31 protein-coding genes are annotated in these 24,838 nt (G+C 42.6%); 1 reads left to right on the forward strand and 30 read right to left on the reverse strand.

Going from position 1 to position 24,838, the window contains the following annotated elements; translation table 11 throughout:
• Positions 1 to 90: 90 nt before the first annotated feature.
• Complete coding sequence (gene dprA, locus B0H99_RS01785) at positions 91 to 984, reverse strand: DNA-processing protein DprA (RefSeq protein WP_106531902.1); 894 nt, start codon at positions 982 to 984, stop codon at positions 91 to 93.
• Between the two features lie 400 nt (positions 985 to 1,384).
• Here dprA and B0H99_RS01790 point away from each other — a divergent pair, with 400 nt between their 5' ends.
• The gene (locus B0H99_RS01790) at positions 1,385 to 1,717 is read left to right on the forward strand and encodes a hypothetical protein (RefSeq protein WP_106531903.1); all 333 of its coding nucleotides are present in this window, start codon (positions 1,385 to 1,387) and stop codon (positions 1,715 to 1,717) included.
• Between the two features lie 109 nt (positions 1,718 to 1,826).
• Here B0H99_RS01790 and B0H99_RS01795 read toward each other — a convergent pair whose 3' ends face one another.
• From B0H99_RS01795 to B0H99_RS01930, 29 genes are all read right to left on the reverse strand, one after another.
• Positions 1,827 to 2,465: a hypothetical protein gene (locus tag B0H99_RS01795; protein ID WP_106531904.1), complete on the reverse strand. Its 639-nt coding sequence runs from the start codon at positions 2,463 to 2,465 to the stop codon at positions 1,827 to 1,829.
• Between the two features lie 148 nt (positions 2,466 to 2,613).
• Positions 2,614 to 3,603 carry a peptidoglycan recognition protein family protein gene (locus tag B0H99_RS01800; RefSeq protein ID WP_106531905.1) on the reverse strand — a complete coding sequence of 330 codons (990 nt, stop codon included), beginning with the start codon at positions 3,601 to 3,603 and terminating at the stop codon, positions 2,614 to 2,616.
• A complete protein-coding gene (locus tag B0H99_RS01805; RefSeq protein ID WP_106531906.1) occupies positions 3,603 to 3,872 on the reverse strand; it encodes a holin in 270 nt (89 codons plus the stop codon). The genes B0H99_RS01800 and B0H99_RS01805 overlap by 1 nt, the downstream gene beginning before the upstream one ends.
• A gap of 2 nt (positions 3,873 to 3,874) precedes the next feature.
• Positions 3,875 to 4,414, reverse strand: coding sequence for a phage holin family protein (locus B0H99_RS01810; protein WP_106531907.1), 540 nt, complete (start codon positions 4,412 to 4,414; stop codon positions 3,875 to 3,877).
• Positions 4,415 to 4,479: 65 nt separating this feature from the next.
• Positions 4,480 to 4,704, reverse strand: a complete 225-nt coding sequence (locus B0H99_RS01815; protein WP_106531908.1) for a hypothetical protein — start codon at positions 4,702 to 4,704, stop codon at positions 4,480 to 4,482.
• 1 nt (position 4,705) lies between these two features.
• On the reverse strand, positions 4,706 to 7,429 hold the full coding sequence (locus tag B0H99_RS01820) for a phage tail protein (protein ID WP_106531909.1): 2,724 nt from the start codon (positions 7,427 to 7,429) through the stop codon (positions 4,706 to 4,708).
• A 64-nt stretch (positions 7,430 to 7,493) separates the two neighbouring features.
• Positions 7,494 to 9,095 carry an SGNH/GDSL hydrolase family protein gene (locus tag B0H99_RS01825; protein ID WP_106531910.1) on the reverse strand — a complete coding sequence of 534 codons (1,602 nt, stop codon included), beginning with the start codon at positions 9,093 to 9,095 and terminating at the stop codon, positions 7,494 to 7,496.
• A gap of 15 nt (positions 9,096 to 9,110) precedes the next feature.
• Positions 9,111 to 9,926 (reverse strand): phage tail domain-containing protein, encoded by an 816-nt coding sequence (locus B0H99_RS01830; protein WP_106531911.1) that lies wholly within the window; start codon positions 9,924 to 9,926, stop codon positions 9,111 to 9,113.
• Positions 9,926 to 12,067, reverse strand: coding sequence for a phage tail tape measure protein (locus tag B0H99_RS01835; RefSeq protein WP_146137234.1), 2,142 nt, complete (start codon positions 12,065 to 12,067; stop codon positions 9,926 to 9,928). The genes B0H99_RS01830 and B0H99_RS01835 overlap by 1 nt, the downstream gene beginning before the upstream one ends.
• Before the next feature lie 33 nt (positions 12,068 to 12,100).
• Positions 12,101 to 12,340: a hypothetical protein gene (locus tag B0H99_RS01840; RefSeq protein WP_106531913.1), complete on the reverse strand. Its 240-nt coding sequence runs from the start codon at positions 12,338 to 12,340 to the stop codon at positions 12,101 to 12,103.
• Positions 12,341 to 12,378: 38 nt separating this feature from the next.
• Positions 12,379 to 12,693 carry a hypothetical protein gene (locus tag B0H99_RS01845; protein WP_106531914.1) on the reverse strand — a complete coding sequence of 105 codons (315 nt, stop codon included), beginning with the start codon at positions 12,691 to 12,693 and terminating at the stop codon, positions 12,379 to 12,381.
• 51 nt (positions 12,694 to 12,744) lie between these two features.
• A complete protein-coding gene (locus tag B0H99_RS01850; protein ID WP_106531915.1) occupies positions 12,745 to 13,329 on the reverse strand; it encodes a hypothetical protein in 585 nt (194 codons plus the stop codon).
• Positions 13,329 to 13,703, reverse strand: coding sequence for a hypothetical protein (locus B0H99_RS01855; protein ID WP_106531916.1), 375 nt, complete (start codon positions 13,701 to 13,703; stop codon positions 13,329 to 13,331). Before B0H99_RS01855 ends, B0H99_RS01850 begins: the two co-directional genes overlap by 1 nt.
• On the reverse strand, positions 13,700 to 14,017 hold the full coding sequence (locus B0H99_RS01860; protein ID WP_181313536.1) for an HK97-gp10 family putative phage morphogenesis protein: 318 nt from the start codon (positions 14,015 to 14,017) through the stop codon (positions 13,700 to 13,702). The genes B0H99_RS01855 and B0H99_RS01860 overlap by 4 nt, the downstream gene beginning before the upstream one ends.
• Positions 14,017 to 14,313: a phage head closure protein gene (locus B0H99_RS01865; RefSeq protein ID WP_181313537.1), complete on the reverse strand. Its 297-nt coding sequence runs from the start codon at positions 14,311 to 14,313 to the stop codon at positions 14,017 to 14,019. Before B0H99_RS01865 ends, B0H99_RS01860 begins: the two co-directional genes overlap by 1 nt.
• Complete coding sequence (locus B0H99_RS01870; protein ID WP_106531919.1) at positions 14,313 to 14,621, reverse strand: head-tail connector protein; 309 nt, start codon at positions 14,619 to 14,621, stop codon at positions 14,313 to 14,315. The genes B0H99_RS01865 and B0H99_RS01870 overlap by 1 nt, the downstream gene beginning before the upstream one ends.
• Before the next feature lie 2 nt (positions 14,622 to 14,623).
• Positions 14,624 to 14,869 carry a Rho termination factor N-terminal domain-containing protein gene (locus B0H99_RS01875; RefSeq protein ID WP_106531920.1) on the reverse strand — a complete coding sequence of 82 codons (246 nt, stop codon included), beginning with the start codon at positions 14,867 to 14,869 and terminating at the stop codon, positions 14,624 to 14,626.
• 45 nt (positions 14,870 to 14,914) lie between these two features.
• A complete protein-coding gene (locus tag B0H99_RS01880; RefSeq protein ID WP_106531921.1) occupies positions 14,915 to 15,724 on the reverse strand; it encodes a N4-gp56 family major capsid protein in 810 nt (269 codons plus the stop codon).
• Positions 15,725 to 15,740: 16 nt separating this feature from the next.
• On the reverse strand, positions 15,741 to 16,355 hold the full coding sequence (locus B0H99_RS01885) for a phage scaffolding protein (protein ID WP_106531922.1): 615 nt from the start codon (positions 16,353 to 16,355) through the stop codon (positions 15,741 to 15,743).
• Positions 16,356 to 16,520: 165 nt separating this feature from the next.
• A complete protein-coding gene (locus B0H99_RS17705) occupies positions 16,521 to 16,676 on the reverse strand; it encodes a hypothetical protein (RefSeq protein ID WP_181313538.1) in 156 nt (51 codons plus the stop codon).
• Positions 16,673 to 17,581 carry a phage minor head protein gene (locus B0H99_RS01890; RefSeq protein WP_181313539.1) on the reverse strand — a complete coding sequence of 303 codons (909 nt, stop codon included), beginning with the start codon at positions 17,579 to 17,581 and terminating at the stop codon, positions 16,673 to 16,675. Before B0H99_RS01890 ends, B0H99_RS17705 begins: the two co-directional genes overlap by 4 nt.
• Complete coding sequence (locus B0H99_RS01895) at positions 17,574 to 18,965, reverse strand: phage portal protein (RefSeq protein WP_106531924.1); 1,392 nt, start codon at positions 18,963 to 18,965, stop codon at positions 17,574 to 17,576. The genes B0H99_RS01890 and B0H99_RS01895 overlap by 8 nt, the downstream gene beginning before the upstream one ends.
• Before the next feature lie 12 nt (positions 18,966 to 18,977).
• Positions 18,978 to 20,243 carry a PBSX family phage terminase large subunit gene (locus B0H99_RS01900; protein ID WP_106531925.1) on the reverse strand — a complete coding sequence of 422 codons (1,266 nt, stop codon included), beginning with the start codon at positions 20,241 to 20,243 and terminating at the stop codon, positions 18,978 to 18,980.
• The gene (locus B0H99_RS01905) at positions 20,233 to 20,682 is read right to left on the reverse strand and encodes a terminase small subunit (protein ID WP_106531926.1); all 450 of its coding nucleotides are present in this window, start codon (positions 20,680 to 20,682) and stop codon (positions 20,233 to 20,235) included. Before B0H99_RS01905 ends, B0H99_RS01900 begins: the two co-directional genes overlap by 11 nt.
• A gap of 52 nt (positions 20,683 to 20,734) precedes the next feature.
• A complete protein-coding gene (locus B0H99_RS01910) occupies positions 20,735 to 21,007 on the reverse strand; it encodes a hypothetical protein (protein WP_106531927.1) in 273 nt (90 codons plus the stop codon).
• Positions 21,008 to 21,175: 168 nt separating this feature from the next.
• Positions 21,176 to 21,601 (reverse strand): helix-turn-helix domain-containing protein, encoded by a 426-nt coding sequence (locus B0H99_RS01915; RefSeq protein ID WP_106531928.1) that lies wholly within the window; start codon positions 21,599 to 21,601, stop codon positions 21,176 to 21,178.
• Between the two features lie 296 nt (positions 21,602 to 21,897).
• Positions 21,898 to 22,653, reverse strand: coding sequence for a hypothetical protein (locus B0H99_RS01920; RefSeq protein WP_106531929.1), 756 nt, complete (start codon positions 22,651 to 22,653; stop codon positions 21,898 to 21,900).
• Between the two features lie 240 nt (positions 22,654 to 22,893).
• Complete coding sequence (locus B0H99_RS01925; RefSeq protein ID WP_106531930.1) at positions 22,894 to 24,111, reverse strand: hypothetical protein; 1,218 nt, start codon at positions 24,109 to 24,111, stop codon at positions 22,894 to 22,896.
• 111 nt (positions 24,112 to 24,222) lie between these two features.
• The gene (locus B0H99_RS01930; protein WP_106531931.1) at positions 24,223 to 24,723 is read right to left on the reverse strand and encodes a hypothetical protein; all 501 of its coding nucleotides are present in this window, start codon (positions 24,721 to 24,723) and stop codon (positions 24,223 to 24,225) included.
• Positions 24,724 to 24,838 lie beyond the last annotated feature (115 nt).

The raw sequence follows: 24,838 nt of genomic DNA on the forward strand, positions 1-24,838 counted from the left end.
TTCTTAAAACTATAGACTGTATAAATAAGAATTACCTGTGCAAAATGTATAACAGTTTTTCCCTTAATGCAAGGCTTTTAGTTTTAAGAACTAGTTTTTAGAAACTAGTTGCCTGTATTCTTCAAGCACTTGCCAACCGTTCCAGACAGGTTTTGCGCCTTCTGAAATCAATTTATGCGGCCCTTCTGAAAGCGGGGAGAAAATATTTCCAGGCACTGCGAAAATATCTTTTCCATGCTCTATGGCATGATCGACCGTGCTCCATGTACCGCTCTTTGTTTGCGCTTCGGTTACTACAATGCCACGCGACAATCCGCTGATAATCCGGTTCCGCATGGGGAAGTTCCACTTTTTCGGAGGCATATAAGGCGGATATTCGGTGATAATTAAATGATTTTCTTCTATTATATTATGCAAGTTTAAGTTCTCTTTTGGGTAAGGATGCAAAAACCCGCTGCCCGTTACCGCAATTGTCGAACCGCCAAAAGTAATTGCCGTTTCATGCGCCATGGCATCTGCACCTTTCGCCAAACCGCTTATGATAACGAAATTATTCTCTACAACAGGAGGAACAATGAGTTCCATCGCATTTCGCGAATAGCTCGTCGCTTTTCGCGAACCGATAATCGCGAGCCGATCGGGATTATCTAATAAATTTGTCTTACCTTTTGCGTAAAGAATGGCTGGCGGGTCAAATAATTCGAGTAGGCTTTTGGGGTATAGAGGATGGAGATAGGATATGGGGATAATCTTATGTTTTTCGTAAACTGCTTCAAAGGGGATTTTCAAAGAATCAGCGTAAGCTGTTTTCAACTGCTGGGCGGAAGCTGCGGAAATTAGTAGTTTTTGTGAAAGTTGCTGAGCAGATTGCTCGTGCAGGCGTTCAAGCTGCAAATCTTTTTCCAAAAGCAAATTCAGTTTGTTGAGCGGTTTCGGATAAACATAGTGCAAAGCAAGCAGGCGCTGTAGAAATTTTTTACTCATTCGATTCCTCCATTCTCTTATAAGAAGCAGCCATGAAAGGGGCACTCCTATGCTTATACTAATAGGGTATACACATATTGTAAATACATTTTAATTTTTGTTTACCCAAAATTTTTGCAAAACAAAAAAGCTCGAAACGTTAATATATCAACGTTTCGAGACTAGTTTTAGGATTAATGAGTTTTACAAGCGTCGTAAGAATGCCGAATTTCGCCACTTTTCGCCGTTCAATCTTTCCTCTAGAAAAATGAGTTTCTTCTATATAATATAGTCGTTTTACATGTTCACTACTTCGCAAAACAGTTTTTCTCCTGTGCGAGTTTATGTGCGAGTTGAAAAAATGAAACGTTTTGACAGAATCTCCGTATATAAGGAATTACATATTAGAATGGAGAATCCGATGAAACGTTTTCCAACTGTAGGAGAAGCCAAGAAAGAAATTGAATCCTTACAATCTTTTATTATGTTAGCTGAAGCCTATCCAGAAGAAACGATTGAACAACAAATCATTAAATTGTATGCCTATACCGGTAGCATTAAAGAAGTTGTCTCCGAAATAAACATTGAGCGCACCAAGCAACAATTAGAACTGATTGATAATACTTTTGTGAGTGAAGTGATTCAAAGCAAGCCAGCAGATCCATTGCATAAATTGCTGCGTTCCAATTATATGAGCAAAACCAAGCACAACCGAAAGAAAAATCCGGATAAAGGACAACGTATGTATATATAAATGAACAAGCCCTCTTCTCGATAAGAGAAAAGGGCTTTAAATCTTGAAAAAGCTTATACATCATAACTGTTTAGACCTTAACAATTGGCTAGCTACTTTATGGACCGCTTTAAGAAATATTATCCTCGCTAGATAGTTTTCTTGTTTTTCTATGAAGTATAGCCTCGGTTAAACCATTTAATGGTCCACCGACAGTTCTGTTTAACATATACTTAGGATCAAAATAGTTGATGTACTCGTTTTCGAAACTTTGAAAGTCATCAGTTACATAGGCAAATACTCTAGTAGTATCATAGGCCCTGAAACTGTCTATTGATAAAATTGAGTCGTCTATTCCTCCGAATATTAAACGGTCGAATTGTTTTTGTGCACTCCAATGCACTCTGAGACGTCTTGTTATATCTCCACTTATACCGATATATACTTGAGAGTATGCATCCAGTACCATGACATAGTATCCAGGAGAACCTTTTAAAAGAGAAAGGTCGGTAAATTCTTCAAATACTTTAGTTTTATTGAGAAAACGCATAAGTTCTTCGTTAAATTCCTGTTTAGACAATGAATTATAATACTGTATATTCAAGTCAAAGTTCTCAAAGCAGTTTTTTGTATGCGATTTTATATATGATTCAGGGTAAATCTCTCCTGTACCAAATGAGCTTTTATTGTTTACTCTTATATAATTCTCTCTTGTCATTTTTAATCCACCGGATTTTTCCATGATATTTAGACCTAAATGTTGTGGCATAATTTATTCTCCCCGCACCATATTTTCCATATTATACCTTATCCTGGTTTAAGAATGTGAAGTAAGAAGTATTAATTAACATTATAAGGAGTATTATTCATTACTAATCGAAAAAAAGCCCTTTACCAGTTAAGGTAGAGGGCTTTGCTTATACTTGTTTATATTCGATGTTTTTCTTTCCAGACTTTATAGCTTTCTCTAATTCTTGAACCATGCCCGTTAATTGACTATAAGCATTTACTTGTTTGCCCTCAACAGAGACACGATAGACCGGTGCCTTTGGTTTAGCTACAGCTGCTTTCTTAGCTTCCTCCGCAGCCTTTTTATCTACTTCTACTTTTTTGACGGCATTTACTTCTGCAGTCAATTTGCTAAGTGTCGCTTTGCCGGCAATCCCATCTATCACAAGATTAAATTTCTTTTGAAACCATCTAACTCCAGCTTCTGTACCGTTTCCGAAAATCCCGTCTACCGTTAAATTCGGATTGTATCCCAGAAAGTTAATCATGTCTTGAATAATTTCAATCGGTTTGCCTTTATCACCGTTCATCCAGTAATCTTTGCTCACTTGTGCCACCTTCACTTTCGTTCTTTTGAATTCCGCTTCTATCTTATCTCTGAAAGGTTTAAATGTACCGTATTTATTTAGGATCAACTGCGGGCAGTATTTGCCACTCCAATATTGATGCGGTCGCACCCATTCAATAGGTAAGTTCATTTCCTTCATTAGATATGCATACAGAGCTATAGCGTTCTCTTCGATTTTTTGTCTGTCCGCCCCTTGGTGCATACACTTCTCAAAACCAATGGTGTTCCTATTACCGGAATTAAGCCCCCAACCATCACCACAATGATAAGCAGGCTCGTCAAAAGGTAGATGTTGAATGATAAAATCTTCATCAAGGGCTCCATGCCAGGAAATGTGTGTTGTATCTTTTACAGGGAGCTTGCCCCAGTTATGAAGTAATTTGTTATGGGCTTTCGCATCTGCCCCTCTCCCTGGGTTTCCAGTGTCATGATCGGTAATGCCTCTTGCTTTCATCGGAATGCCTGGACGTATTTTAGGATTTCCTTTTGGTACAATATCTACAATCACTGTAGCATGTCCTATTTTCATTCCATGTGGCAGGAACCGCATTATTCATCTCCTCCTTTTGGTTTGTTTTCTCGTTGTTTGACAACCTCATATAATCCTGTTGCCGCAAGTCCAGCTAATCCACCGGCCCATAATCGATTAATGGAATCGAGATCCGTGAACGGGAACGCTGCCAATCCAATTATGAGGCCGACCAGGAACGCAAGCACGGATATAAAATTGACCCGCAAGTCCACCGTCTTTTTAATCATCTCTACTAATGCGGTGATAATAGGAACTAAAATTGACGCAAATATCAACACTGCTGCCATGTTTAACACTCCTCCTTCTTTTTATCTTGCTGGATATTTTCTTTCTGAACTTGTTGAATTTCCTTAATCAAGATGGCTTTATCGACTTGTTCTAACGCTGGGTCGCGTATAAGTGCCTGTTCTTTTCCTGCCGGGTCACGATTTAACTTATCCAACGCGTTATAAAGGACAGGCGGAATGGGCAAGCCCATCTGTGCGCAATTCTCAAGAATCGATAATCCTTCATTCACAATGAAGAAGCTGGCAACGCCCATAATGATGACGCCGTTCGTGTCCTGTCCCATGTGAATAAAAAAATATTCGATGCCGGCCGTCATAGCCAAGACAACGAATATCGCAAATTTCTTAATGAGCCCAGCCCAACCAAGTGTGCTGTTTAATGATTTCGTCATCCAGGCACGCAGCAAACCGGTGATCATGTCTAGAAACATGAAAAATAATAATACGACGGTTGCTTCATTGATTAAGCCCGTCAAATAAACCGCAAAGCTTACTACTGCTGCAAGAAATCCCTTCACCGCCGTAACCTCCCATCTGAACATATCCCCTCATCCTTTCCCATATCCTCATCCCCCTTTTTCTCTTTAGAGGCAATAAAAAAGAACGCTTATTCAGCGCTCTCTTGTGCCTTTGTTGCGTCCACCATTCCCTGTAGCGCATCTTTTAGCTCTTTGATTTTCGCTTGATTCCGGCGATCCTGTACGACGAGTGTAATTTTTTCTGAAGTTAGCGCGCCGATCTCCGCTGTTTGCTGTTGCATAACTTCTACCTGAAATTTAAGCGTCTCTTTTGCTTGCTCGAGTGTCATTTCGTTGTTTTGTTCTGGATTCATATTAAGCTCCCATCAATTCTTTTATAGTATTTTCCGCTTTTTCCAGCCGTTTAATAAGCTGTTGGATCGCTAACCAGCCTGTCGTCTCCATTGCGTACTGATCCACGCCGTCACCGTTTATGATGTGTTCCGGCGTTCGCCACTCTCCGCCGATCGCAAGGCCATATCTCCGGATTCTTCGCCCTTGCTCGAGATCCCCTTTTAAAAAATACGTTAAAAGATCCGCATTTTTGATAATTTCTAGCGCGTCGGCGTCCCACCGTTTAATATCTGCTTTCGTTTCGACGCGGGAACCGTTCGTAAAACTTGCAGCTGTAACGTCCCGATAAATAGGTCCGGAGCTGGCAAGTCCGCGGCTCGTTACCCGGAGCCCTAGATCTGTTCCGATATACGCGTATAAGCCCGGATCCGCCGTAAGCGATACGCCGTAGTAAGCGCGCGCCCTTACGTCTCGATAAACAAGGTTCTCTGTTCCGGGAGTTGTGGCTCCGACTTTTGAGACGACGCGGAGCTCTGTATCCGCTCCAATATAAGCGTTGGTCGTCGTGGTAATAAAGCCAGTCCCATGTATGGCTGCAGCGCGGAGCGGGTAGTAAATATCGGTCGAGCCGCCGGCCGTGACGCGTACTTCACCGCCTAATGTTGGCCGCAGGTAAAGATTTGTCGCATTGGTACCCGTGTTCACATCTAGATAATTGCCTTTGTAGCCATCTGCCCGGACCGGAATATACGTATAGCTCCCGATTTGACCGTCTCCAGGAAGCCCGTTTATGTTAACTGCCCTCGCTTCGTTATAAGCGGAGAAGTAAAAGTTTGTTGTCGTCGTTCCAACTATTGCCGTCGTAACCCACGTTTGATTCGCCTGGAAAAGAATGTTCCCTTCCTGGTTAAATCCTGTAAAACCGCGTGAGTTAAAATTTAAGTATTGACCACTCTTCGCTTCGAGCCGAATGTCCCCGCCCTGTATCCACATGAGCGAGTCTTCGCTTTCGGACGCAATGACCATCCCGCGCAACATGCCGGCCATAATATATTCAGCTACAATTCCGTCTCCTGTTATGGCATAACCAAATGAGCTTCCTCCATCATTAGAGATACCAAAACCTGAAGAATTGTGTACCGTCAATTTGTTTGGGTCAATCTTATCTCTGGCGATAATGCCATTTACAAACTCCAATTCGGTTTGAGCAGATAACAATGCTTTCGTTGCTTGCGCTACAGCTGCATCCATCGCCTGAAACGGAACTTTCTCTAAGCCACTAAACAACCGATCAATGCGCTTCGATGTTTCCGACATCCGTGTGGTAATATCTGAGAGCCGTATCGAACTGTTGCTCAGGGTAACGGACGTTTTCACGACACGCCACCGTTTGTCGATAAATTTGTAGGTTTCATCGATTTCCACAATCCGAGCTGCTACTTTAATATTCATCGGTTCGTAGATAATGTAGCCACGGTCTCCTTCGTTCAATGCCCCGTTGTTCAGGCCAAGTTCCGCGATGTCTACAGTTATTGACAGTTCCGGTTCATCCTGCAAGCTGTCTTTTAACCGCTGCAGCATCGTGGCGTTGGTCGTGTAGCGTTCATCAATGATTTTCCCTGCGTAGCGCAATCCGTCTGGCGAGTCGGGATTCGGATATAGTGACGCGTTCGGACTCTTATACTCAGCCACCGCCAAGTACTTTTCATCCCCAACCAATCCACGGTACACGCCGATGATGTTTCCGGCTAACAGGTAGCCGATCGGGTCCATGTTGCCGCCCTTTATGGACGTATACCAGCTTTTTGAATCTTTCCCTTTAAACGTGGCGACAACGCTGTGTGATTTATGTTCAAGTCCCCGTATCACTTCAAACGTCTTTTCCTTGCTCAGTTCGGATGTGTCCTCATACGTAGATATTTTTACATTGGTCTGCTTATCAATCGTAAACTCCCAAACGCCTCCCCAGCCAAGTACAATCGTTCGCCAATTAAAGCCGGTACCGGTGAAGGAGAAGCGGAAGGTTGCGCCTGTTTGGTTGGTGGCCAGCTTATTGATGCCTGTTTCTGTGTAGTATGTTCCGGTGCGGGTTGTGTACGGGATCGATGTGTTACTCAGTGTGTCCTGCAGCTCTTTCAGCTTGCCGTAGCCTTTGATATAGGTGGACAAGTTGCTCGTATTCTCAACTTTGTTCAAGCCTTTCACGTTGTGCCGCCAGCGAAATTGAAAGTCGGTATCTGCGCCAATTTGTCTGTGTAGGTACACTTGTTTGCCGACCACACGGAATTCCGCGCCGTAAGATTCCAATACTTTCTGGAACAATGCCAAACAGTTATCTGCACCGAAGTTCTCCAGCGTCTTTGCGCCTACGGTGTCTACCACAGTAAAGCCATATAGCGTTTTGCTGAACACCATTGTTAATGCTGCTTGGAACGTCAAAGAACCGCTGTGTACATCTTCCTGGTAGCAGTCAATCATACTCGCGAAAAATCTATGGACGGCACCGACTTGTTTTGTGGACCGTTGACCGTTGCTTCGTTCGTCCACTTGCTTGATCACGTATGGCTCACCTAGGAAATCAGCAACCACTTCATTTGTGACGGAATCCCATGCATGTGCATTCGTTTCGTGCGGAATCACTTCAAATGATAGCGTCTTATCGCCATTCACTTTCCGCTTCCGGTTCATTTTCGTAACCTTCGTCAATTGGTGCATTTCCCCGTCAAGTTTCGTTATGGGTAACACTGCCGCACCCCTTTCTTCACATAGAAAAAAGAGCGCCCAATCGGACGCCCTGTGATGTGTGTTGTTAGCTTGGAGTCAAGCTCGTTTCGCCGGTATTCACGACCAAGGTGCTTGTCGTCGATGCTAGGTTGATCAGTTGCGTGCCAGGCGTTGCAATCTTATCGTTGAGTGGTGCATACAGATCCAAACTCGTCTGTGTGTATTCGCCTTCTTGCAGCGTGCGGATTTGGCGCTCACTTAACCGCGTGCGATAAACTGCCAAATCCTTAAAGCTCGCATTGTTCAATGTTAGATTTCCTGAACCGTCCCGACCTGATATCGTTACTTTCGACAAAATGGAGTTGACTTCCGTCCGTCTTAAAATTTCTATTCCGTTTATATAAACGATGAATTCCTTTGTTTCAGCGTGATACGTAACCGCGATGCTGTACCAAGTATTCCAAGCAATTGTCTCAGGAACATCGACCTGTGTTGTGATACCTCCTACATTGACATTAATGCGCCCTTGGACGTTCTGCGTTACAAACAAACGGTCCGTGCTGTTAAATGAGATGATTCCGGCCGCTTGTGTTGGCTGCGCGTATTTCACACGCAAAAAGACCGTCCAATTAAGCGGTGGGTAGTCAGGAATGAAGAACATCGGCGTTTCCGTTGCTGCAACTGCGATATTAATATGCCCACTTCGTGTGCGTATCGGTTTCGCGTCTTGGAACGAAGCTTTCGCCAACAATGAAGGTGGGAACGAATCCCGAATCATCTGATGCCCTCTATCGTTATAGTGCAAACTGTCAGCCATTAACGTGCTGATCCACAGGCCATTCGTTTCAGTCAAGTTGCCGAGCCAATCAATGCTGTGAATGCCCATGCGCTCAAATTCCGAGTTCAGCTGCGCGGCGTGGTTGTAGTACATTGTGTTAAAGTTTCGCGTCGGCCCCTGACTCGCGAGAATCGGCGTCGCTCCGATCTGTTGGACCATTCGAACGATCTTTAAGAGGTTTTTCCGAAACTGCTGATACACCGCAATCTTATCGCTCGCCGTATAAATCCCTTCATTTCCTAACGTTAGCTGGATAATAACAAAATCTGGCTGCAACGGCGCAACGTCTCGATAAAACCGGCTTAATACGTCGGGCGTTTTATTCCCGCCGATTCCACGGATAATGACCTCATAATCAGGTCCAAGCCTCTCCGCGATCAATGTAAACCAGGCTTTTGTTCGATCCGTCGGCCCTGTTCCCTCGGACGAGGAGGAGCCGAGAAAAACGACGCGCTCTTTATACGCTTTAGGGACGGTTTTCGTTGCTCTTGGTAATCCGTTCAGATCGGCCGCGAGTTGTTGTCCCGACTCAGACCACCAGCGCCCTTGTGTAGTAGGCACGGATTCGATTTCGGCAACATCTTTCTTTTTTGCGCGTGTTAATATCTCGTCATTGGTTTGGTTCAAGTTTTGGTCGACTTTTTCGAACCGTGCATTCAAATTCGCTTCCTCGCCACGTGCCAGGACGATCTCTGGATTGCTGTTTCCGGCTTCCGCTACTACGGCATTAAAATCAAGTTCGATTTGTGCCAGTCGCGTAAATTCCTCTTCGATCATCGTCAGGTTCTCGTTCTCTTTGATGCGCTCTTCGGGACTTAACGAAACGCCTTTTCTGTTTAATTTAAACACTGTACAGTCCCCCTTCTATAGATACAAAAAAGGAAACTCGAAAGAAATCTCGAATCCCCCTGTTATGCCTTCGATTTTAAATTGGTTGATGCCTGGTGCGATGGAAATTAGCGCCAAGTTGGTGTTTTTTACAATGTTGAGACCGTTCCGTCTCGCCTGTACGCCATCCACAGTGATGATGTCGCCAGATTGGAAAAACCCTTTATACTGCCACATTTCGCCAGTGGTCGAGTTCGTGATGCGTAGGTCACTGGCTGTTGCTGTGGAAGACGTCAGTTTGATGATTAGCTTTGATTCCCTCGGATCCACTTCCAAGTTACCGGCGTTGTAGATGGAGAAAGTTGCGGTATTGTGAACATACTTTTGCTTGGCCACATCTCCTTCCAATCCCATGCCATATGCCCAGATGCCGGATTCCGATGTAAACGGATTGAGCGTGGTACCGATGGATTCAGCGTGCGGTCTTGCAGAGTAAAGCGTCACCGCCACTTCCGCAAACTTGCCATTGATTCGTTCGATGTCAACTTCCTGAACACTTACATGCCAGCGTATGCCTGGAACGTGTTGATCTACCGCCCATATATCCTTAATTGGATCCAGCGCCGCAAACAACTCATTCCGCAGCAGTTTATAATCCAGGAAATCGTATGCCTGGTACTGCAGCCGCGTATTAATCAACCGACTGTTCCGGGTCTTACCCAATACAATATCTCCATGCCACACATTTTCCGTATGCGGTTCAGCCTCAGGAGGTTGAGGTGTAAACTCCAACCACCTGACACCGCGCAACTTAATTTCCTTCATGTTCGAATCGTATAGTTTAACGCTCACTACCTCACCCCTCTAAGAAATGCTGAATTGACTGCCGCTGCTCCAAAAAGTTGTTGGTTGATATCAATCGTTTCTTCAGCGATGATTCGACCGTTTAACGGAAGCTGGACAACGATTGGCGGGAAGTTTTGTTCTCGGATTGGTACCGTGGCTGCATCGGGTTTTCTATTGATCCCCTTAACCAAGCTCATGCTTGCCGCTTTGTTCGGGTACAAATCCAACTCAGGAATAGCCGCCTGCGCCATACTATGGGCCGCTTTGTTGATGCCTGTCGTACTGTCTTCCATTCCGTTTTCCAAACCTTCGCCGGTCCATTCACCAAATTGATGCATCAACTTGGACGGCGAGGCAATTTTCAATAATTTTTTAATCGGCGCTGGAATATTGTCGTTAACGAGTGATTTAACGGTAGAGAGTAGATTGCCCGCCATTCCTTTGATTCCGTTAATCAACCCTTGAATCATTTGTCGGCCAATCGTAGCTAAGTTAATGCCTCGTAAGAAGGACATAATCCCGTCTATGGTTTGCTTGACCGTATCTCTGGCTGAATTCATTTTTTCACGAACACTAGAAACCAATTCCTGAAATTTTGAACGAGCCGTTGAAACGATTCTGCCAAAAGTTGAAGTTAAAAACGTTTTTATTGCACTCCAAATTTGAGAAATCAGCTGGCTCGATGCCTGCATCTGAGACGCAATGGCCGAACGCATGGCGCCAAAGTCACCAGTAACCAAGCCTTTCAAAAATGCTAGCGTATTTTGGAAGGTCGATTGGATAAATCTTAGAATTGACGTAATGACAGTCACTGCCATTTGCATATAATTTTGCATCGTATTTTTAATGAAAGTGAATCCTGCGAGCACCACTCTCTTGATCCCCTCGGTGTTAACGCCAAATTTCTGGAACAACTGATCAAGTTTCGCTTTAACCGTATCCCAATTTTTATAAAGCAGGATACCAGCAGCCACCAGTAAACCTATTGCTACTACGACCAAACCGATTGGATTTGCCAGCATCGCCAAGTTCATGGCCACCTGAGCCGTTGTCACCATCAGCATAATTGCTCGGTATGCAGCCATTGCTCCAGTAATCACTTGATATGCAATAGCACCTGCCGCAATACCCGCGAGTATCGGACCAAGGATATTCCAATGCTCAATCACCCATTGCGTCATACTGGCAAGCATTTCGCCCGCTTTACGGATGCCTTCACCAATAGCCTCAAACGCGGAAACAAAACCCTCTTTCACTGCATCAATCTTTTCTTGATTCGTAGCCGCCCATTCCTGGACTTTTGCGGCCATATCTCCCAGTGAGTCAACGACTTTCAAAATCCACTCAACAATTTTCCGACCGAAATCTGCGATTACAGGAATCATCCGTTCAAATGCCGGCAGTAACACATTTGTTAGAACGGGAGCGACTGCAGCTCCAATGTTCATAGCAAATGCGCTCATCATCGTTTTCAAGTTTTCCATCCCAATCCGAAAGTTATTGGCGTCATTTAAGGCATCTTCACTCATAACGGCCCCAAGTTCATGCGCTTGATTTTTCGCATCTGCCATACCATCAGCGCCTAATGCAACGATTGGCGCTAAGTCTTGCCATGCTCCACCGAATAGGTCTGTACCGAGGCGTGCTCGTTCTGCTGGATCTTCAATGCCGGCTAATGCTTCAGTAAGCATTGTCATTCGGTATTCCGGAGATGCTGCGTTCAGTTGGTCATAAGTGACACCTAAGCCCTTTAACGCTTCCGACCCTTTACCGGTACCAGTTTCCAAGATGTTCATTTGCTTGGTCAGTTTACTGGACGCTTTCGTCATTGTCTCAGTATCTACACCGGCAACTTTCGCCACCTGATTCCATTCTTGTATCGATGTTGTGCTCATGCCTGTTATTGCATTCAAATCTAATATGCGGTCCGCATGATCTCCCGCTTTTCCTGCCATGGTAAAGAGAGCAGCGCCTGCACCAACAGCGGAAGCTCCGACAGCAGCGGCTCCGATGGCTACAACTTTGCCCATCTTGCCGAACATACTACCGGTCTTTTCTGCTTTGCCGTCGACTTGATCAAGGCCTTTGGAAGCTTCATCTTTTAAATCTATGGTTCCGAACAAGTGAAACAGTTCTATGATTTCCACCTCCTTTTTAAGACAAAATAAAAAAACGCCTTATTAGGCGCCCCGTTTTTTCATCGATTTCAGTATATTGTTCGAGTCCTTGATGATTTCTTCTTCAGATCGTTTCGTGTGCTTTTGCTTGCGGGCATTCAACTTGAATTGCTCAAAGCTAACAAAACTGTCCTTATCCATTTGCGGATAAACAGACAGCCACATTTCCCATAATTTTTCGTCCTGGTACTTCTCCATTGCCTTCACGTAGAGGCCAGATGCAATGGAAAAGGGCAGGTTCATTACATAGTCACTATTTGGATAGCGTGTGAGGATAAAGTCTAGGGCTGTTGATTCATCGATTCGGAAACTAAGGAAAAAAAACTTTGGAGATCTGGCATTTCTTTTAATTCTTTAATCAATTCCAACGTTTCTTTCATGGTGTATTTCTCAATCACGGCCGGCTTGACGCCTTTTAAGTCTGCAAAAAACTTGGTTACTTCTGTTTCTGCTTCTCCGATATTTTCAATGAAAGCTTGGAAGAACGCTGTTCCCATTTGTTCCATCGTCATGCCTTCTTTGTACTCAAAACGAATCTGCATTTTCTTTAAAATTCTTGATACAGCAAATACATCTTTCCAGCTTAATTCTCTCATCACCAATTCCTCCTAAAATAAAGCGCCCCTGAAGACGCTTGTTGGTTGTGTTTATGCTTCTAATGGCCAGTAGATGGTATAAGGTGAGTTAACGTTTCCTTCAGCGTCAGCGTCATAGTGAGCTCCTAGGTTTAATGCGATAGTCGCTTCTCCTTCGTCTTCTGTCGGCAATGTGAAACCTTCCATGGAAAGAACGTTATGGAGCACGATGATAACTGGCTTATTACTTCCTGTTAATCGTGCAACGAGGGCAATGGAATCGGTGTAGTCTTCTAGATTGATAAAGCCTTTACCAGTAATTTCACGATAGCCTTCAATATTCGAGAGTTTATTGACGGATCCTGCGATTGCCAATGCTACGTTGTCAGCAGTCAATTCTTTCAGGTTAACCGTTAAGTTGGCATTTTCACGCACTAGGATTGTGTTGCCTTTCGTGCGGCCTTTTACGCCATCCACTTCAACTTCGCGTGTCTCCTGTTCAAGAGCAAATTCATTTCCTCCGTTTGTTGCGCCGAGCAATTCTCCGGATGCTTCGCCGGTCGCTTCGTCAAACGTTAAGTTTTTGTATACAGCACCAGCATCCATCAAGTAACGCTCAGCCGTCTTATTCGTATAGCCGGATGTTTTAATTACCATCAATAATCAATCCTCTCTTCTCGTTTTACTAAATAACGCAATTCTCTGCGTCTGATATTTTTATCTGAATCCGGAATCATGCCTTGCCCAATCTTCTGGAATTCCAACCACTGATCAGCGTCCAAATGCATATGATTCCGGAGCAACCGGTCAAGTTCTGTCCACTTTTCTTCTAGATGCGTCGTATCCCGTTCGCCCAGATAAGACCACAACGTTACTTCTAAAATGAGATCGTCGCGATATTTCGTAGAGGAACCAGGCGGCAGCTTGAATACAATATAGTCATTAGCAAATGACTCTGAATCTTTTTCTTCAAAATACACGGGCCAATCTGCTTCTAACTTTTCGAAAATCACTTTGAAGACTTCAATCACATGCGCCACGCTCCTTTAACGAGCTCCTGGATGCGCCCAGCATTTGATTCGACAGACGGCTGCAAGGCAGGTTGGGCTGGCATTTGGGATGTGCCTTTCTCAAGGTAAATTGCATACTCCACACCATTTCCAATCGTGACTGCTGTTCCGTCGACGCGGTATCCCCATGCGTCACGATAGTTTCCGGTATCAACTGCTGACCTCGCCTTCGTTTCACCCTCAACGAATGTTCCGATAGCGGTTAAGGCACCCAGTTGGCTAGCTTTTAATGCACCATCCACTGCCTTGCGATTGGACTTGTAATTGCTTGCCATCAGTTCACCGTCCTCTCCCATAGCAAGTTAATTTCTAACTGACGGTTTAGGTTCATCGGATTGTCGACGAAAGTGACACGGTATTGTTCACCGTTGTCAATAACACGATCACCGCGCTTAATATCCACAATGTCGAATAGAATCATGATGTGTGACGATGAACGGTCCAGTGCATCCGCAGCCATGACTTCATTACCGGCAAGCATATCGATTACTCCATCGACTTTAAGATGCTGCGTCCATGTGGAAGCTGTGCCACCGAATCCATTGCTTGTCGTCGTTTGACGCTGCACCACTACCATGACAAGCGCCTCTTCAATCCGAAGAATACATCTGCCGGATAATCTTGCGCAAAGCCTTGTGAGTGCCGTGAAAGACCTTCTGAAGACAGCCCTGTTTTACGGTTCAAGTCAAATTCGACCATCTTTTTTATATTCTTGCGATACGACAACGGCAGGCCATCGCGGTAACTGTTATTGCAGTATTCACGAATGGTGTTTTCGGCCTCCTCGATTAAATCTTGAAGCCGAACATCTGGTACGTTAGCTGGTATATCCGACACGCGGCGCAGATACTCCACATCCATGATTGGTGCGTATGCCATAATTACTCACCGCCTAACGCTTTAAGTAGTTCATCTTTCTTCATGGACGAATAGCCTTCAATGTTTTGCTCTTTGGCCATTTCTTTCAAATCGGCTACCACGTAATCGCTTAACGGTTTCCCTTCAGACGCTTGTCCTTCGGCGTTGATGTTTTCGGCTGGCCCTTGAGTTTCCGATTCGCTTTTAATCTCATGTCCTTTGGTGTTCCTTTGCTTGGTTTTCCCATCACGATACCTCCTGAGTAACATTGTTCATCCCTCCTCAGATATAAAAAAGAGAGGACTTAGCCCCTCTTATGCTCCTGCTACAACGATTTTCACTGCTTTTGACTCATCGTACAAGTGAATTCCGTAATGTTGATCCGCTGTGAATACAGTTGTTTTGTGAATGATGTCGCGGTCTGTCTCAATTTCCACGTCTCGTTTCAAATAAAGACCAAGAGCGCCCTGTTTAACTAAGTAAGCTGTTCCCTGTTCAACTTTACGTGAACGGATAACTTGCGCACCTAACACCGCGCCGAATGCACCCGATACTAACATTTGGTCTCCTAGGTCAGAAGCGCGCTCCCATTGTCCTGCTGCGTCTGCACGCAATGCTGCTGCGTCAGTTGGGTGGATAATCAAAACCATTGAAGACTGATCTTCGTCATTGAAGATAGTCTGCGCCGCATCGATTGTTTCCACACTAAACTCAGTTCCAGCAGTGTAAGCTAAAGAAGTTGTGTCCAACGCTTCAAGCGCATCGTTATCAACTTTGTTTGCAATCGCCATACGCAATTGGTTAGTAGTTTCACCTACTGGATCGCCGTAACCCGAAAGAACGGATTCATCTGTTAATTCTGCACCTTTACCGACTTTTTTGATTGAGAATTCATCTGTAGCCGTTGTCAATAGTTCAAGGTCGATCGGTGCACCTTCTGCAACGTCTTTCGCATCGCCAATATAGTTGAAACGCGGCACTGTGATTGTCGAGCCTGGTTGTCCAACCAACGTACGGTCTACCGTTGCTAGTGGTGCGAATCTGATAGCGTCCTGTAGTGTTGCTGAGATAATATTAGCCATTACTTGAGGGTCAATAAGATTTGCTAATTTAGTTTGTACCATTCTTCATCATTCTCCCTTATTCTGATTTGCTCAGAACCTCATACTGCTCCGGCTGTGTTTGTTTGAAATCGAGCAACTCTTTGTATGAAAGAGTTTTAAATTTCTCTGGCGTCATGCCTGCTGGCGGCTTCTGATTGTTCGGATTCGGATTGCGGCCACCTAACTTCGGTTCCTCTTCCACAGTGAATAAATAGCTGTCGCTCTCCTTCAGTGCGGTCAATTGATCATCCAATCCAAGTAACTTCTCGCCGTCCAGTTTGATGCGTTCGCTGTCCAGTAGCGCTTTAACCGCTTTCGGATTGCGGACCTTGGCATCACGCAGCGCATCGTTCAACTTCGCGTCAAATGCCTGTTGTTGCAGTCTCCCTTGGTACTCTGTGTCCTTATCAGCGTTTTCTTGTTTCAGGCGTTCGATTTCAGCAGTTAAATCATCGCTATCCTTTGCCTTCTTGCCCAATTCAACAAGCTGATCGTCACGCTCTTTCAGCTGGCTGGTTAGTTCTTTGACCTCTTCAATCTTGTCATTTAAACGGGAGCGAGGGACTTTATCCTTCTCTGCATCATCGATTGCTTTCAAGACCTCTTCCGTGGTCACTTCTCCTTTAGCCAATTTCTCCAATAATTCTTTCATGATAGCCTCCTGTACGTTTTTAACGTGATCGACACGATAGGATTGGGTTCTGCCTTTTTACGACGTTCAGCAGGTCGAGAGTTGCTATTTAACCGATAGCTCGAAGATGATGAACCACCTCTCATTCTCGAATTTGCCTTACAGAAAACAAGTCCATCACCTCCCTTAATTTAATTTGTCGAGAAGAAATTCCCTCTGCTTCAGCATTTCCTCTTTAGCAGCTGCAGGTATCTGCGGATCATCCAGCTTCTCCAGAATCAAGTTCAGTTTGCCAATAAACGTGAGTGCATCTTTAAAGGCGAATTCGAGTTTTTCATTCATCGTTTCGGAACCTCCCTTGTCTCCTGCCACTTCTCAAAGCTTGAATAATCTACGATGCCCGCATCCCGAACACGACGGGAATCAGGTTCAAACCCTTCAATGACCGTAGTTAGCGTACAGCGGCAATTAATATCCTCTTCTGCCGCATTCATCTGCCCCGGTCCCGGTCCGCTGTTTCCTGCATCACTAACGAAGTCTTCATCCAAATCAATGGTGACACCATCAAGAGACTGATGAGCATCACGGGTCTTGTCGTCAATCGTGCCCATCCATTGTTTCTTCATCATGACACCAGCTTCTTGCGCCTCTCGCATGGTATCCAGCTGTGCCTTCCCTCTAACCCGTTTTGATTCAGTGCGAGTAATGGTGAGGGCTTTACTTGCGCCGATTTCCATGCGCTTCTTCATGCTTCTGGCTGTCTGTTGGAAGGACTTACCTTGAATAAGCCCTTGTGCAATCTCCTGCTGCAATTGCTGAACCAATAACGCCTGGTTGTTTCGATTCCGCTGCACGAAGCCGACTTGATCAAAGGGATTTTCAATGGCTTTAAGAACGGCTTCTCGGTTTATCTGATTGAACTTAATTGTGGCTTGCACAGATTGATCAGATTCAATCTCATACATTTTCCAACTTCGTGCCTCTTTGAATGAATCCAATAGTCCGGTCACCAATGTTTTAGCTATCTTGCCTGTCAGGTCCTTAATTTCATCAGCAATAGCTTCCTCGATGCCTGCCAAACGGTTGTACTTCTGCGACTCCGAGAAGGAGCCATCTGTCTTCTCATACAACGCTGCCAGTTCACCACGGATGGTTTTCAAGGATGCGTTATAAGCTAGCAGCAGCGCTTTTTCGGTTGCCTTGTCACGTATCTTAAAGGTCTTATCTGCTTGCTTGGACTTACTCATCATCCTCACCTAGACTTACCATCGTGCCAGCTTCTTCGTCGATGCGCAGTTGCTCCTGCGATTCATCAGCAACCCATGGATGATTGCTGACAATCGTTTTGCGGCTAATGGTGCCTAATGAAACTTGAGCAATGTTGGCCGTTTCTAAATCATTCCGAATCCGGCGCTTCTTAAATACGAAATCCACCGACCTGTAGTCAAACCTACCTTCACCTTTAATGTCCAGGTATTCGCACAAGAACCAAATCAACTCCTGCAACGCTGGACGCCATTTGCGTTCTAACGCCGATGCTTTCAAGTCGAGCAGGCGATATAAGAACTCAAGCGCTACGCCTGAAGGAGATTGACCAAACTTATCTGTTGATACGTCAACACCTTGCCCTTGTGTGAATAGCGACTCGCGCAAGTTATCCATGTGAATCTGAATGCTCGACATTGGCGTTTCTGCGGTCATTGTCTCAACGCCACCGTCACCAGCTACGTTAATGGCCTTGTATTGCTTCAAGTTCCGCATAAACTCGCCTAGGTTTTCACCTTCGTAGTTTTTTAAAATATAGATAAGCTCCTGAATTTCATCAAAGTTATTCTGATTGTCGGAAACTCGGCGGTCCCAAGCGTCAATGATCTGCTTATAGAATTGCAGGTCCGTTTTCTTGCGGCTATTGTTCAGGAAACGGATGAATGGCACCTTGCCCCAACCATATTCCAGCGTCTCTTCCTGCTTATACACACGGAAATGACCGATGGGATTAACTTCTACCAAATCATCCAGTGCGAATTCGCCGTTGAATGAGCGGTAGAAGGTTACTTCTGTTTCCGTGTGGTATTCGGCCACTGTCGTATCGCCATCTTCGTAATAGCGAATAAACGCCTTCAAACGCTTCTCTCGCTCGTCTTCCCATATCGGGATGGATTGCTCGGCAGGAATGATTAAGAAGTCAAAGTCGCCGTTCTCGTCAATGTAAGGATGCAACCACTCTTGTCCTTTGTTGCTGACCGCTGTGCCGATATCAATGGCAGCATCATCCCAACGTTCGCCCAGGTATTCGTTAATCTTTAGCGTTAACACTTCATCATCCGCGATAAAGTTAACAGGATTGCCGAGTAAGTAGTTTACCTTCTGATCCACCAGCAACTTATGCCACGCATGCGGAATGCGGTTGTTCGGTTTATCGGGGTCTTCTACCTTTTGATCGTTCACGTACATGAACTGTTTGCGTTTGAGGATATCGTTTTCCACATCGTAATAGCGCTCCCCGTCTTCCATATGCCGGATATCATGCGCTTCAATCGCTTGTTTAATTAGCTGTGGAATGGATAGTCTCGCACCGCGTAAGATGCGTTCATTCAATTGTTCCGTTTGCGTGATTGTGAATGGATCCATGCTTTCACCTCGTTACTTTAAAATTTGCATTGTTGCTTTCTTCATATCGCGTTCAAGTGCATATCTAGTGGAGTCAATCGTGTGATTGTCCTTGTCTTCTAAACGAGGCTTCGGATTGCCATCACGATCTGTCTGGTAGTCAATGTTCTCGAACTCTCGGGCAATGTTCGGCGTGCGTAACGGGTCAATACAGATGAAATCCAAATCGTCGAGCCATTCTTCCCCATATTGAACCGAGTCCGGCCCTTTCTTCGCGCCTTTAATGCGTTTGATACCATGCTCAATGCGCAATTCATCAATCGACTTCGGCTCGGCAGAATCAGCAACAATGTCCTGGCTTTCATAGCCTTTGGATTTTATCCACTTGGCAAGCTCGCGGTTGCTGATTTTCTGCCCGTAAAATTCATCGATGGCGTAGATGCCGTTTTTCTTCTTGTCGTAATGCCAACGGACGAATGCTAGCGGATCGGGACCGTAACCAAAGTCCACTGCCTGCCGTATGTTATTGAACCCAGCAAGCATGTCGTCTGTGATGCAGCCAGCTTCTACCTGCAAGTTATCGAATGGAACTACTCCAGAACCGATTGCCTTGCCTTCGTACTCCCATTCATAACTGCTAGGATTCTTCGCTCTGGCAGCTTCAGCTTCTTCAATGAATTGTTTCGAGATAAACGGATTATCTTTATAAGTGGAATGATGAACAAATGTATTGGATGGTTGGAAAGACGTTTCGTACTTCTTATTCACCCAGGATTGCTTTCGTTTTGGCGGGTTGTAACTAAAAAAGAACTTATAAAAAAGACCATCAGCCAATTCTCCACGTAATAGGGAGTTGGTGATGGTCGTAACTTCATCTTCAGTTTTAAACTCGGCTAATTCCTCTAACCATGCTATAGCAAATGGAAAGTTCGCTGACTTCAAGGACTTGATTCGTTCTGGTTCTTGCGCGCCTCTAAACACCATGTAATTGCCCCTAGGGATGTACGTAATGCGCATCGGTGATTTGTTCACTTTGAACAGATGCGAAACACCTTGTTCCGAAATGGCCCATTTGATTTGTTCAAAGATGGAAAGCTCGATAGTGTTGTCGACTTTCCGGATTCCAACTGCATTTAATGGGAACCGCATTAACATTTGAACAATTACATGCGCAATATCTGATGACTTCCCGGAACCCCGGCCACCTTTACAGACGACATTTAGAATCTCTTTAGCCATGGCCGCATTCCAGAGTGGATGAAAGGCTGTCGGAATGAACTCAGATAACTTACGAGCCATTTTCGCCACCACCAATGTCGTCGATGAATTTGACAGCACCTTTTACATCAATTTCTTGCTTATCAGTAAATAGTGCATAGCGTTTACCTAGCAATTCAGCTGCTTTTGTTCTTTCTGCAATTGTTGGAGGCACTTGATCAACGCTTTGTTCACCCATTCCTAAACCCACTAACGCCGTTCCACTTGCTTTACCTCTCACAACACTAGTGAGGAATTGCAGAATCTCATCTTGCTCGGCTATTGAATCTTTTTTCAGTAATTCCATTCGTTCTTGTATATAAGATTTCACGTTAACGTTTGTTAGCAGCCTGCTTCCACTCGCTCTTGCTGCTGCATCTTTTTTTACATTCGGATATGCATTCCTGTAAGACTCCGAGATATTACCCGTTCTCACATATTCATCTGCAAATCGCAATTGCTTCTCTGTAAGATTCACCATATATCACCTTCTCTGTGCTATTCGCTTTCTTAGACATAAAAAAGAGTATCACTTATGTGACACTCTTCGCTGATCGTTTATCCTCATAATACTGGAACACTAAATCATAAGCTTCAATGAAGGCGAGCAACATTACTATACGGTCTACCTTCGGTTCTCCTACTAATAATCCCATTCCCATAGAAAAATACCATATCGCCTTAACAACTTTGTACGCATTAGACTTCATTATAAAGAGTATTGGCCTAATAAATAAATACATAAAGAATGAAAAAGGGGTCAACACATAACCGATATCAGTTAATAAATTACCAAATTCAACCATACCTTCACCACCTATAAACTTTTTATAGTATATCACTATCTGAATAAAGATAAATTAGTAAACATTAATAATTTTTTTATAGTTATCTGAAGTATAGTAGTTTTCTATTCACTACCTGAGTTTAGGACCTAACTCCTCGAACCTGCTTTTAAGTTTATCATTATAGAGTTAACAAACGCATTTATCCGACGTATCCGACATTTGCGACATATGCGCCACTATTCGATCTTTAATACGACCGATATGTTTATCAGATAATCCCATATGCAAACCAATCCATCGCATGCTCTTGCCTTCTAATAACCAATGCAATACTTCCGTTTCCCTTTCGTCAGTCACAAAAGTTAATCGAGCCTGGATGAATTGAATATCTCGTTCGTAGGCATGAATCTTCTTCCAACGTTTATCTCGTCTCTCCACTTCTTTTAAAATGGGATCACTCGGATCACCAGAAGCTTTCGGCATAGCAGCTTGTAAACCATATTGGGCTGTCATGTCAATGTTAATTTCATTCATCGTTTCACGCATGTTTTTAACACTGTGCAATTTCCAATGGTAATCCTTTAACAAATCTTCAATTTGCCATTTATTCATCTGCCATCCTCCTATCGTCTTCTCCGATATGCCCCGCCTTGTTTCTGGTAAGCCTCTCTATTTACACCCATAATTTCCTCCCACTCCTTGCGCGAGAGCGATTCTTTCGGATATTTGCTTCTCTGTCATCCGTATTCTCTTTCTCTTGAATATGGCTATCCGAGAGCCCTTTTACTCTCAGTTGCTCCTGTATGGTTCTCATTGACCCCATCTCCTTTTAAAAATAAAAAAGAGGACACAAAAAGAGCCGTTAAGCTCTTTCAGCGTCCTCCAGTTGACTGGTGGGACAATAGATATTATTTTGCAATTTTATCATTTGTTTTGATTAAATCTTCATAAACATATGTTGTGTAAAATGAATCATCGGTCACATTAAATTCAAATGGGACATAAACAAATAATATTCTTTTAAACTGAATACTTACACTTGCTAAATCTTTATTAAACTTCAATAAGCATTTCATAAGAAAGTTTGGTTCATCTGAAATACTCCATAAAATCACTTTTATATTCTCTCTATATATAGTTTTATAAGAATATGAGATTTTTTCCACAAAAACCTCTCTCCCTTCATGTGTCACATCAACAGGGATTAACAACATATCTTTCTTATTGAGACGATTTAAACTATATTTTCTATCCTTCTTCTTGTAATTAACATCTTCTTCGATTGTATAATCGATAATAATTTTTATGTTTATTGCTGGACATTCACTTAGATTATGAAAATAAAGTATTCGCGCTTTAACATCATTTTTTTCAACTTCAAAACTTTCTTCTTTATTTTTAATTAAAATTTTATTACTTTTTATAGTTCTAAAATCTCTTGTAACTCTTATTAGGTTATTAATACCTGAACGCTTTGTCTGACGCTTATCAAAACTGGTTTTCCTACTAAAAACTACAATATCTGGGCGCCCTTCAAATAATTTTTGCTTTCTCTGCAACAAATTACTTAGCGTAAAAATAAATAAAGTTGTTATTGAAGCAACTAAAGCAGTTATAATTCCTAAGAGAATTTTAGAATCAAGTGCCAAAATATCCTGTATCATATAAAAACTGTTCCCTCCTTATCAAAAACCATACGCTTTACCTTGCAGTCATGTGTATTAATTGTGGTCTGCGCATGAGAGGCGGAAGCTCACCAATCTTAACTTTTCCTTCTGAGATAATAAGAACACAACTTCTAGGTATTTCCATTATAATTATAAATTTCAAATAAATATATAGTAAAAAAAGAACATCAAAATAGCAGTAAAGCTATAATGATGTCCTCCAGTTGGCTGGTGGGACTATTTTAAACTAGATAACTTATTGTTAATATGTTCAACATTTTGCTCGAATTCGTGGATTGTATTAAAGTAAAATCCTCTATACGCATGAAGACTTTCTTCATCCATATTTTTCATTGCTTCAATTATTTCTTCTACGCTATTGAGTAGTGTATCAACATTTTCAAGGATTAGCGTAAATACATAGAAGTTTTCGGAGTAAATTTGCGAGATATCAATTCTTTCTAGTTGTTCTAGTTCTTTTGCTAAAAATTTTTTTATTGGTAATAATAAATCACGATCTTGCTGCAACCCAATAACTCCACCACTAAGAATTTTTCGTTTGTTCACTACTTCTTCTACACCATTTAAAAAAGTAAGTATTTTTAAAGATCTAGCTCTATACAAAACTAAGCTTTGTATCAATCTGCGATGGTCATTTTTACTCTCTCTTTTTTCCGAGTTGGCAATTTGTCTCTCTACAGATTCAATAGCATACTTACCCGCAACTTTCGCACCAAAATATGCACCAAGAATAGTCCCTAAAACAGTTAAAATGGTTTTCAAATCAATCGAAGTTCCTTCGCTAAATTCAAATTTTTCTTGATACATATAATAAATCATTATAAAAATAAGTATTAAAAACATTATGTTTAACAGGAAATAAACATCGTCTTTTTTCTTAACTACTTTATTTTTTTCTTTATAGTCCACACTTTTATCCAGGGAGTTGTCTAATATTGTTTTTTCTTTAGCCTCGGCTATAAGCAAATTAAAATATGGAAATATTGAACCTAAGCTAACTAGCAAAAAGATATTGTTTAACTCTTGAAACTCTGTTTGTTGTAAAGAGAGTATATTTAAAAAAATAGGTAGGAAACCAAAAAAAACCAAAACAACGGTGAAATAGGCAGCAATAACCTTTCTATGGTTATGATAAAATGCGATTATTTCATTTGCGTATTTCACTTTACTAAATCCCTTAATTACATAGACAAATGAAACGTAACTTAAGGGAAATATCACCATAATTATTAAAAAATAATTATTTGCCACAACCTGTGAAGCATTTTTATTGGTTGATAATAAAATAGACAAACTACTAAGCAATTTAGAAATGCCTAAAAAATCTAAGCTTACACCAATTAAATAGAGCATTATTATAAAATTTAATAAAGCAATGCTAGAGATTATAGCCATTACAGACCAAACCATAGTAGTTTTGAATGGTATATTCACTTAAAAATCTTCCCCCTTATCAAAATTTCCGCGCTTCACTTTCCGACCACGCAACTCTTTTTTCTTTTTACTGAAAGACACTAAAACAGCTTAATGCTGTAGTGATGTCTTTCAATTAGCTGGTTCGGACTCTATTTTCTTTAAGTATGTCCTAATAAGAAATTTGTCATTTTCTATTCTATGGTACTTAAATTTTATATCCTTAGAATTAACTTTAAATTCATTTCCAAGAGCATCAATTCCAGTTATCTGTAAAGAACCAATTTGATACTCGCGAGTTTTAGGATATAACATAACTATCAATCCTTTGTAAACGTCTCTGTAGTTTTCAACAGTACCATCGTAAAACTCTTTAACTTTTACGTCCTCAGACGAGAAAGTAATATCCTGTATTTCATGATAAACTGCATTTGTATTCTCTATAACAAGTGTAATATTTCCACTATATAATTTAATTAAGGATATGCGAAAAATTGGTACATAACTAGATTCCCATTGCTTCCTCTGTAAATTAACCTGCTGATTTGTAAAAAAAATGTTTAACCCAGTTAATATAGCTGCAATACCAGCCACTACTGCAATGGTTAATTGAATATAATCACTAATTATCAAATCTCTTCCCCCTCATCAAGATTCACGCTTTTAATTTTTCTATCATCCAGGTTGATTCTAGTTCTTATAAAAAGACATCAAAACAGCGTTAAGCTGTAATGATGTCCTTCAGTTG

It is taken from the genome of Planomicrobium soli, assembly GCF_003014655.1.
Taxonomy (GTDB): domain Bacteria; phylum Bacillota; class Bacilli; order Bacillales_A; family Planococcaceae; genus Planococcus; species Planococcus soli_B.

Bases quoted from the DNA above. Each gene is read 5' to 3' on its own strand.
- B0H99_RS01795 (WP_106531904.1), bottom strand. From the start codon at position 2,465: ATGCCACAACATTTAGGTCTAAATATCATGGAAAAATCCGGTGGATTA.
- B0H99_RS01905 (WP_106531926.1), bottom strand. From the start codon at position 20,682: ATGGTGAATCTTACAGAGAAGCAATTGCGATTTGCAGATGAATATGTG.
- B0H99_RS01805 (WP_106531906.1), bottom strand. From the start codon at position 3,872: ATGGCAGCAGTGTTGATATTTGCGTCAATTTTAGTTCCTATTATCACC.
- B0H99_RS01920 (WP_106531929.1), bottom strand. From the start codon at position 22,653: ATGATACAGGATATTTTGGCACTTGATTCTAAAATTCTCTTAGGAATT.
- B0H99_RS01815 (WP_106531908.1), bottom strand. From the start codon at position 4,704: ATGAATCCAGAACAAAACAACGAAATGACACTCGAGCAAGCAAAAGAG.
- B0H99_RS01845 (WP_106531914.1), bottom strand. From the start codon at position 12,693: ATGAGAGAATTAAGCTGGAAAGATGTATTTGCTGTATCAAGAATTTTA.
- B0H99_RS01870 (WP_106531919.1), bottom strand. From the start codon at position 14,621: ATGGCATACGCACCAATCATGGATGTGGAGTATCTGCGCCGCGTGTCG.
- B0H99_RS01880 (WP_106531921.1), bottom strand. From the start codon at position 15,724: ATGGTACAAACTAAATTAGCAAATCTTATTGACCCTCAAGTAATGGCT.
- B0H99_RS01790 (WP_106531903.1), top strand. From the start codon at position 1,385: ATGAAACGTTTTCCAACTGTAGGAGAAGCCAAGAAAGAAATTGAATCC.
- dprA (WP_106531902.1), bottom strand. From the start codon at position 984: ATGAGTAAAAAATTTCTACAGCGCCTGCTTGCTTTGCACTATGTTTAT.
- B0H99_RS01860 (WP_181313536.1), bottom strand. From the start codon at position 14,017: ATGGCAAGCAATTACAAGTCCAATCGCAAGGCAGTGGATGGTGCATTA.
- B0H99_RS01890 (WP_181313539.1), bottom strand. From the start codon at position 17,581: ATGAGTAAGTCCAAGCAAGCAGATAAGACCTTTAAGATACGTGACAAG.
- B0H99_RS01850 (WP_106531915.1), bottom strand. From the start codon at position 13,329: ATGGTAATTAAAACATCCGGCTATACGAATAAGACGGCTGAGCGTTAC.
- B0H99_RS01875 (WP_106531920.1), bottom strand. From the start codon at position 14,869: ATGTTACTCAGGAGGTATCGTGATGGGAAAACCAAGCAAAGGAACACC.
- B0H99_RS01910 (WP_106531927.1), bottom strand. From the start codon at position 21,007: ATGGTTGAATTTGGTAATTTATTAACTGATATCGGTTATGTGTTGACC.
- B0H99_RS01895 (WP_106531924.1), bottom strand. From the start codon at position 18,965: ATGGATCCATTCACAATCACGCAAACGGAACAATTGAATGAACGCATC.
- B0H99_RS01810 (WP_106531907.1), bottom strand. From the start codon at position 4,414: ATGTTCAGATGGGAGGTTACGGCGGTGAAGGGATTTCTTGCAGCAGTA.
- B0H99_RS17705 (WP_181313538.1), bottom strand. From the start codon at position 16,676: ATGAATGAAAAACTCGAATTCGCCTTTAAAGATGCACTCACGTTTATT.
- B0H99_RS01800 (WP_106531905.1), bottom strand. From the start codon at position 3,603: ATGCGGTTCCTGCCACATGGAATGAAAATAGGACATGCTACAGTGATT.
- B0H99_RS01840 (WP_106531913.1), bottom strand. From the start codon at position 12,340: ATGAACCTGCCCTTTTCCATTGCATCTGGCCTCTACGTGAAGGCAATG.
- B0H99_RS01915 (WP_106531928.1), bottom strand. From the start codon at position 21,601: ATGAATAAATGGCAAATTGAAGATTTGTTAAAGGATTACCATTGGAAA.
- B0H99_RS01900 (WP_106531925.1), bottom strand. From the start codon at position 20,243: ATGGCTCGTAAGTTATCTGAGTTCATTCCGACAGCCTTTCATCCACTC.
- B0H99_RS01885 (WP_106531922.1), bottom strand. From the start codon at position 16,355: ATGAAAGAATTATTGGAGAAATTGGCTAAAGGAGAAGTGACCACGGAA.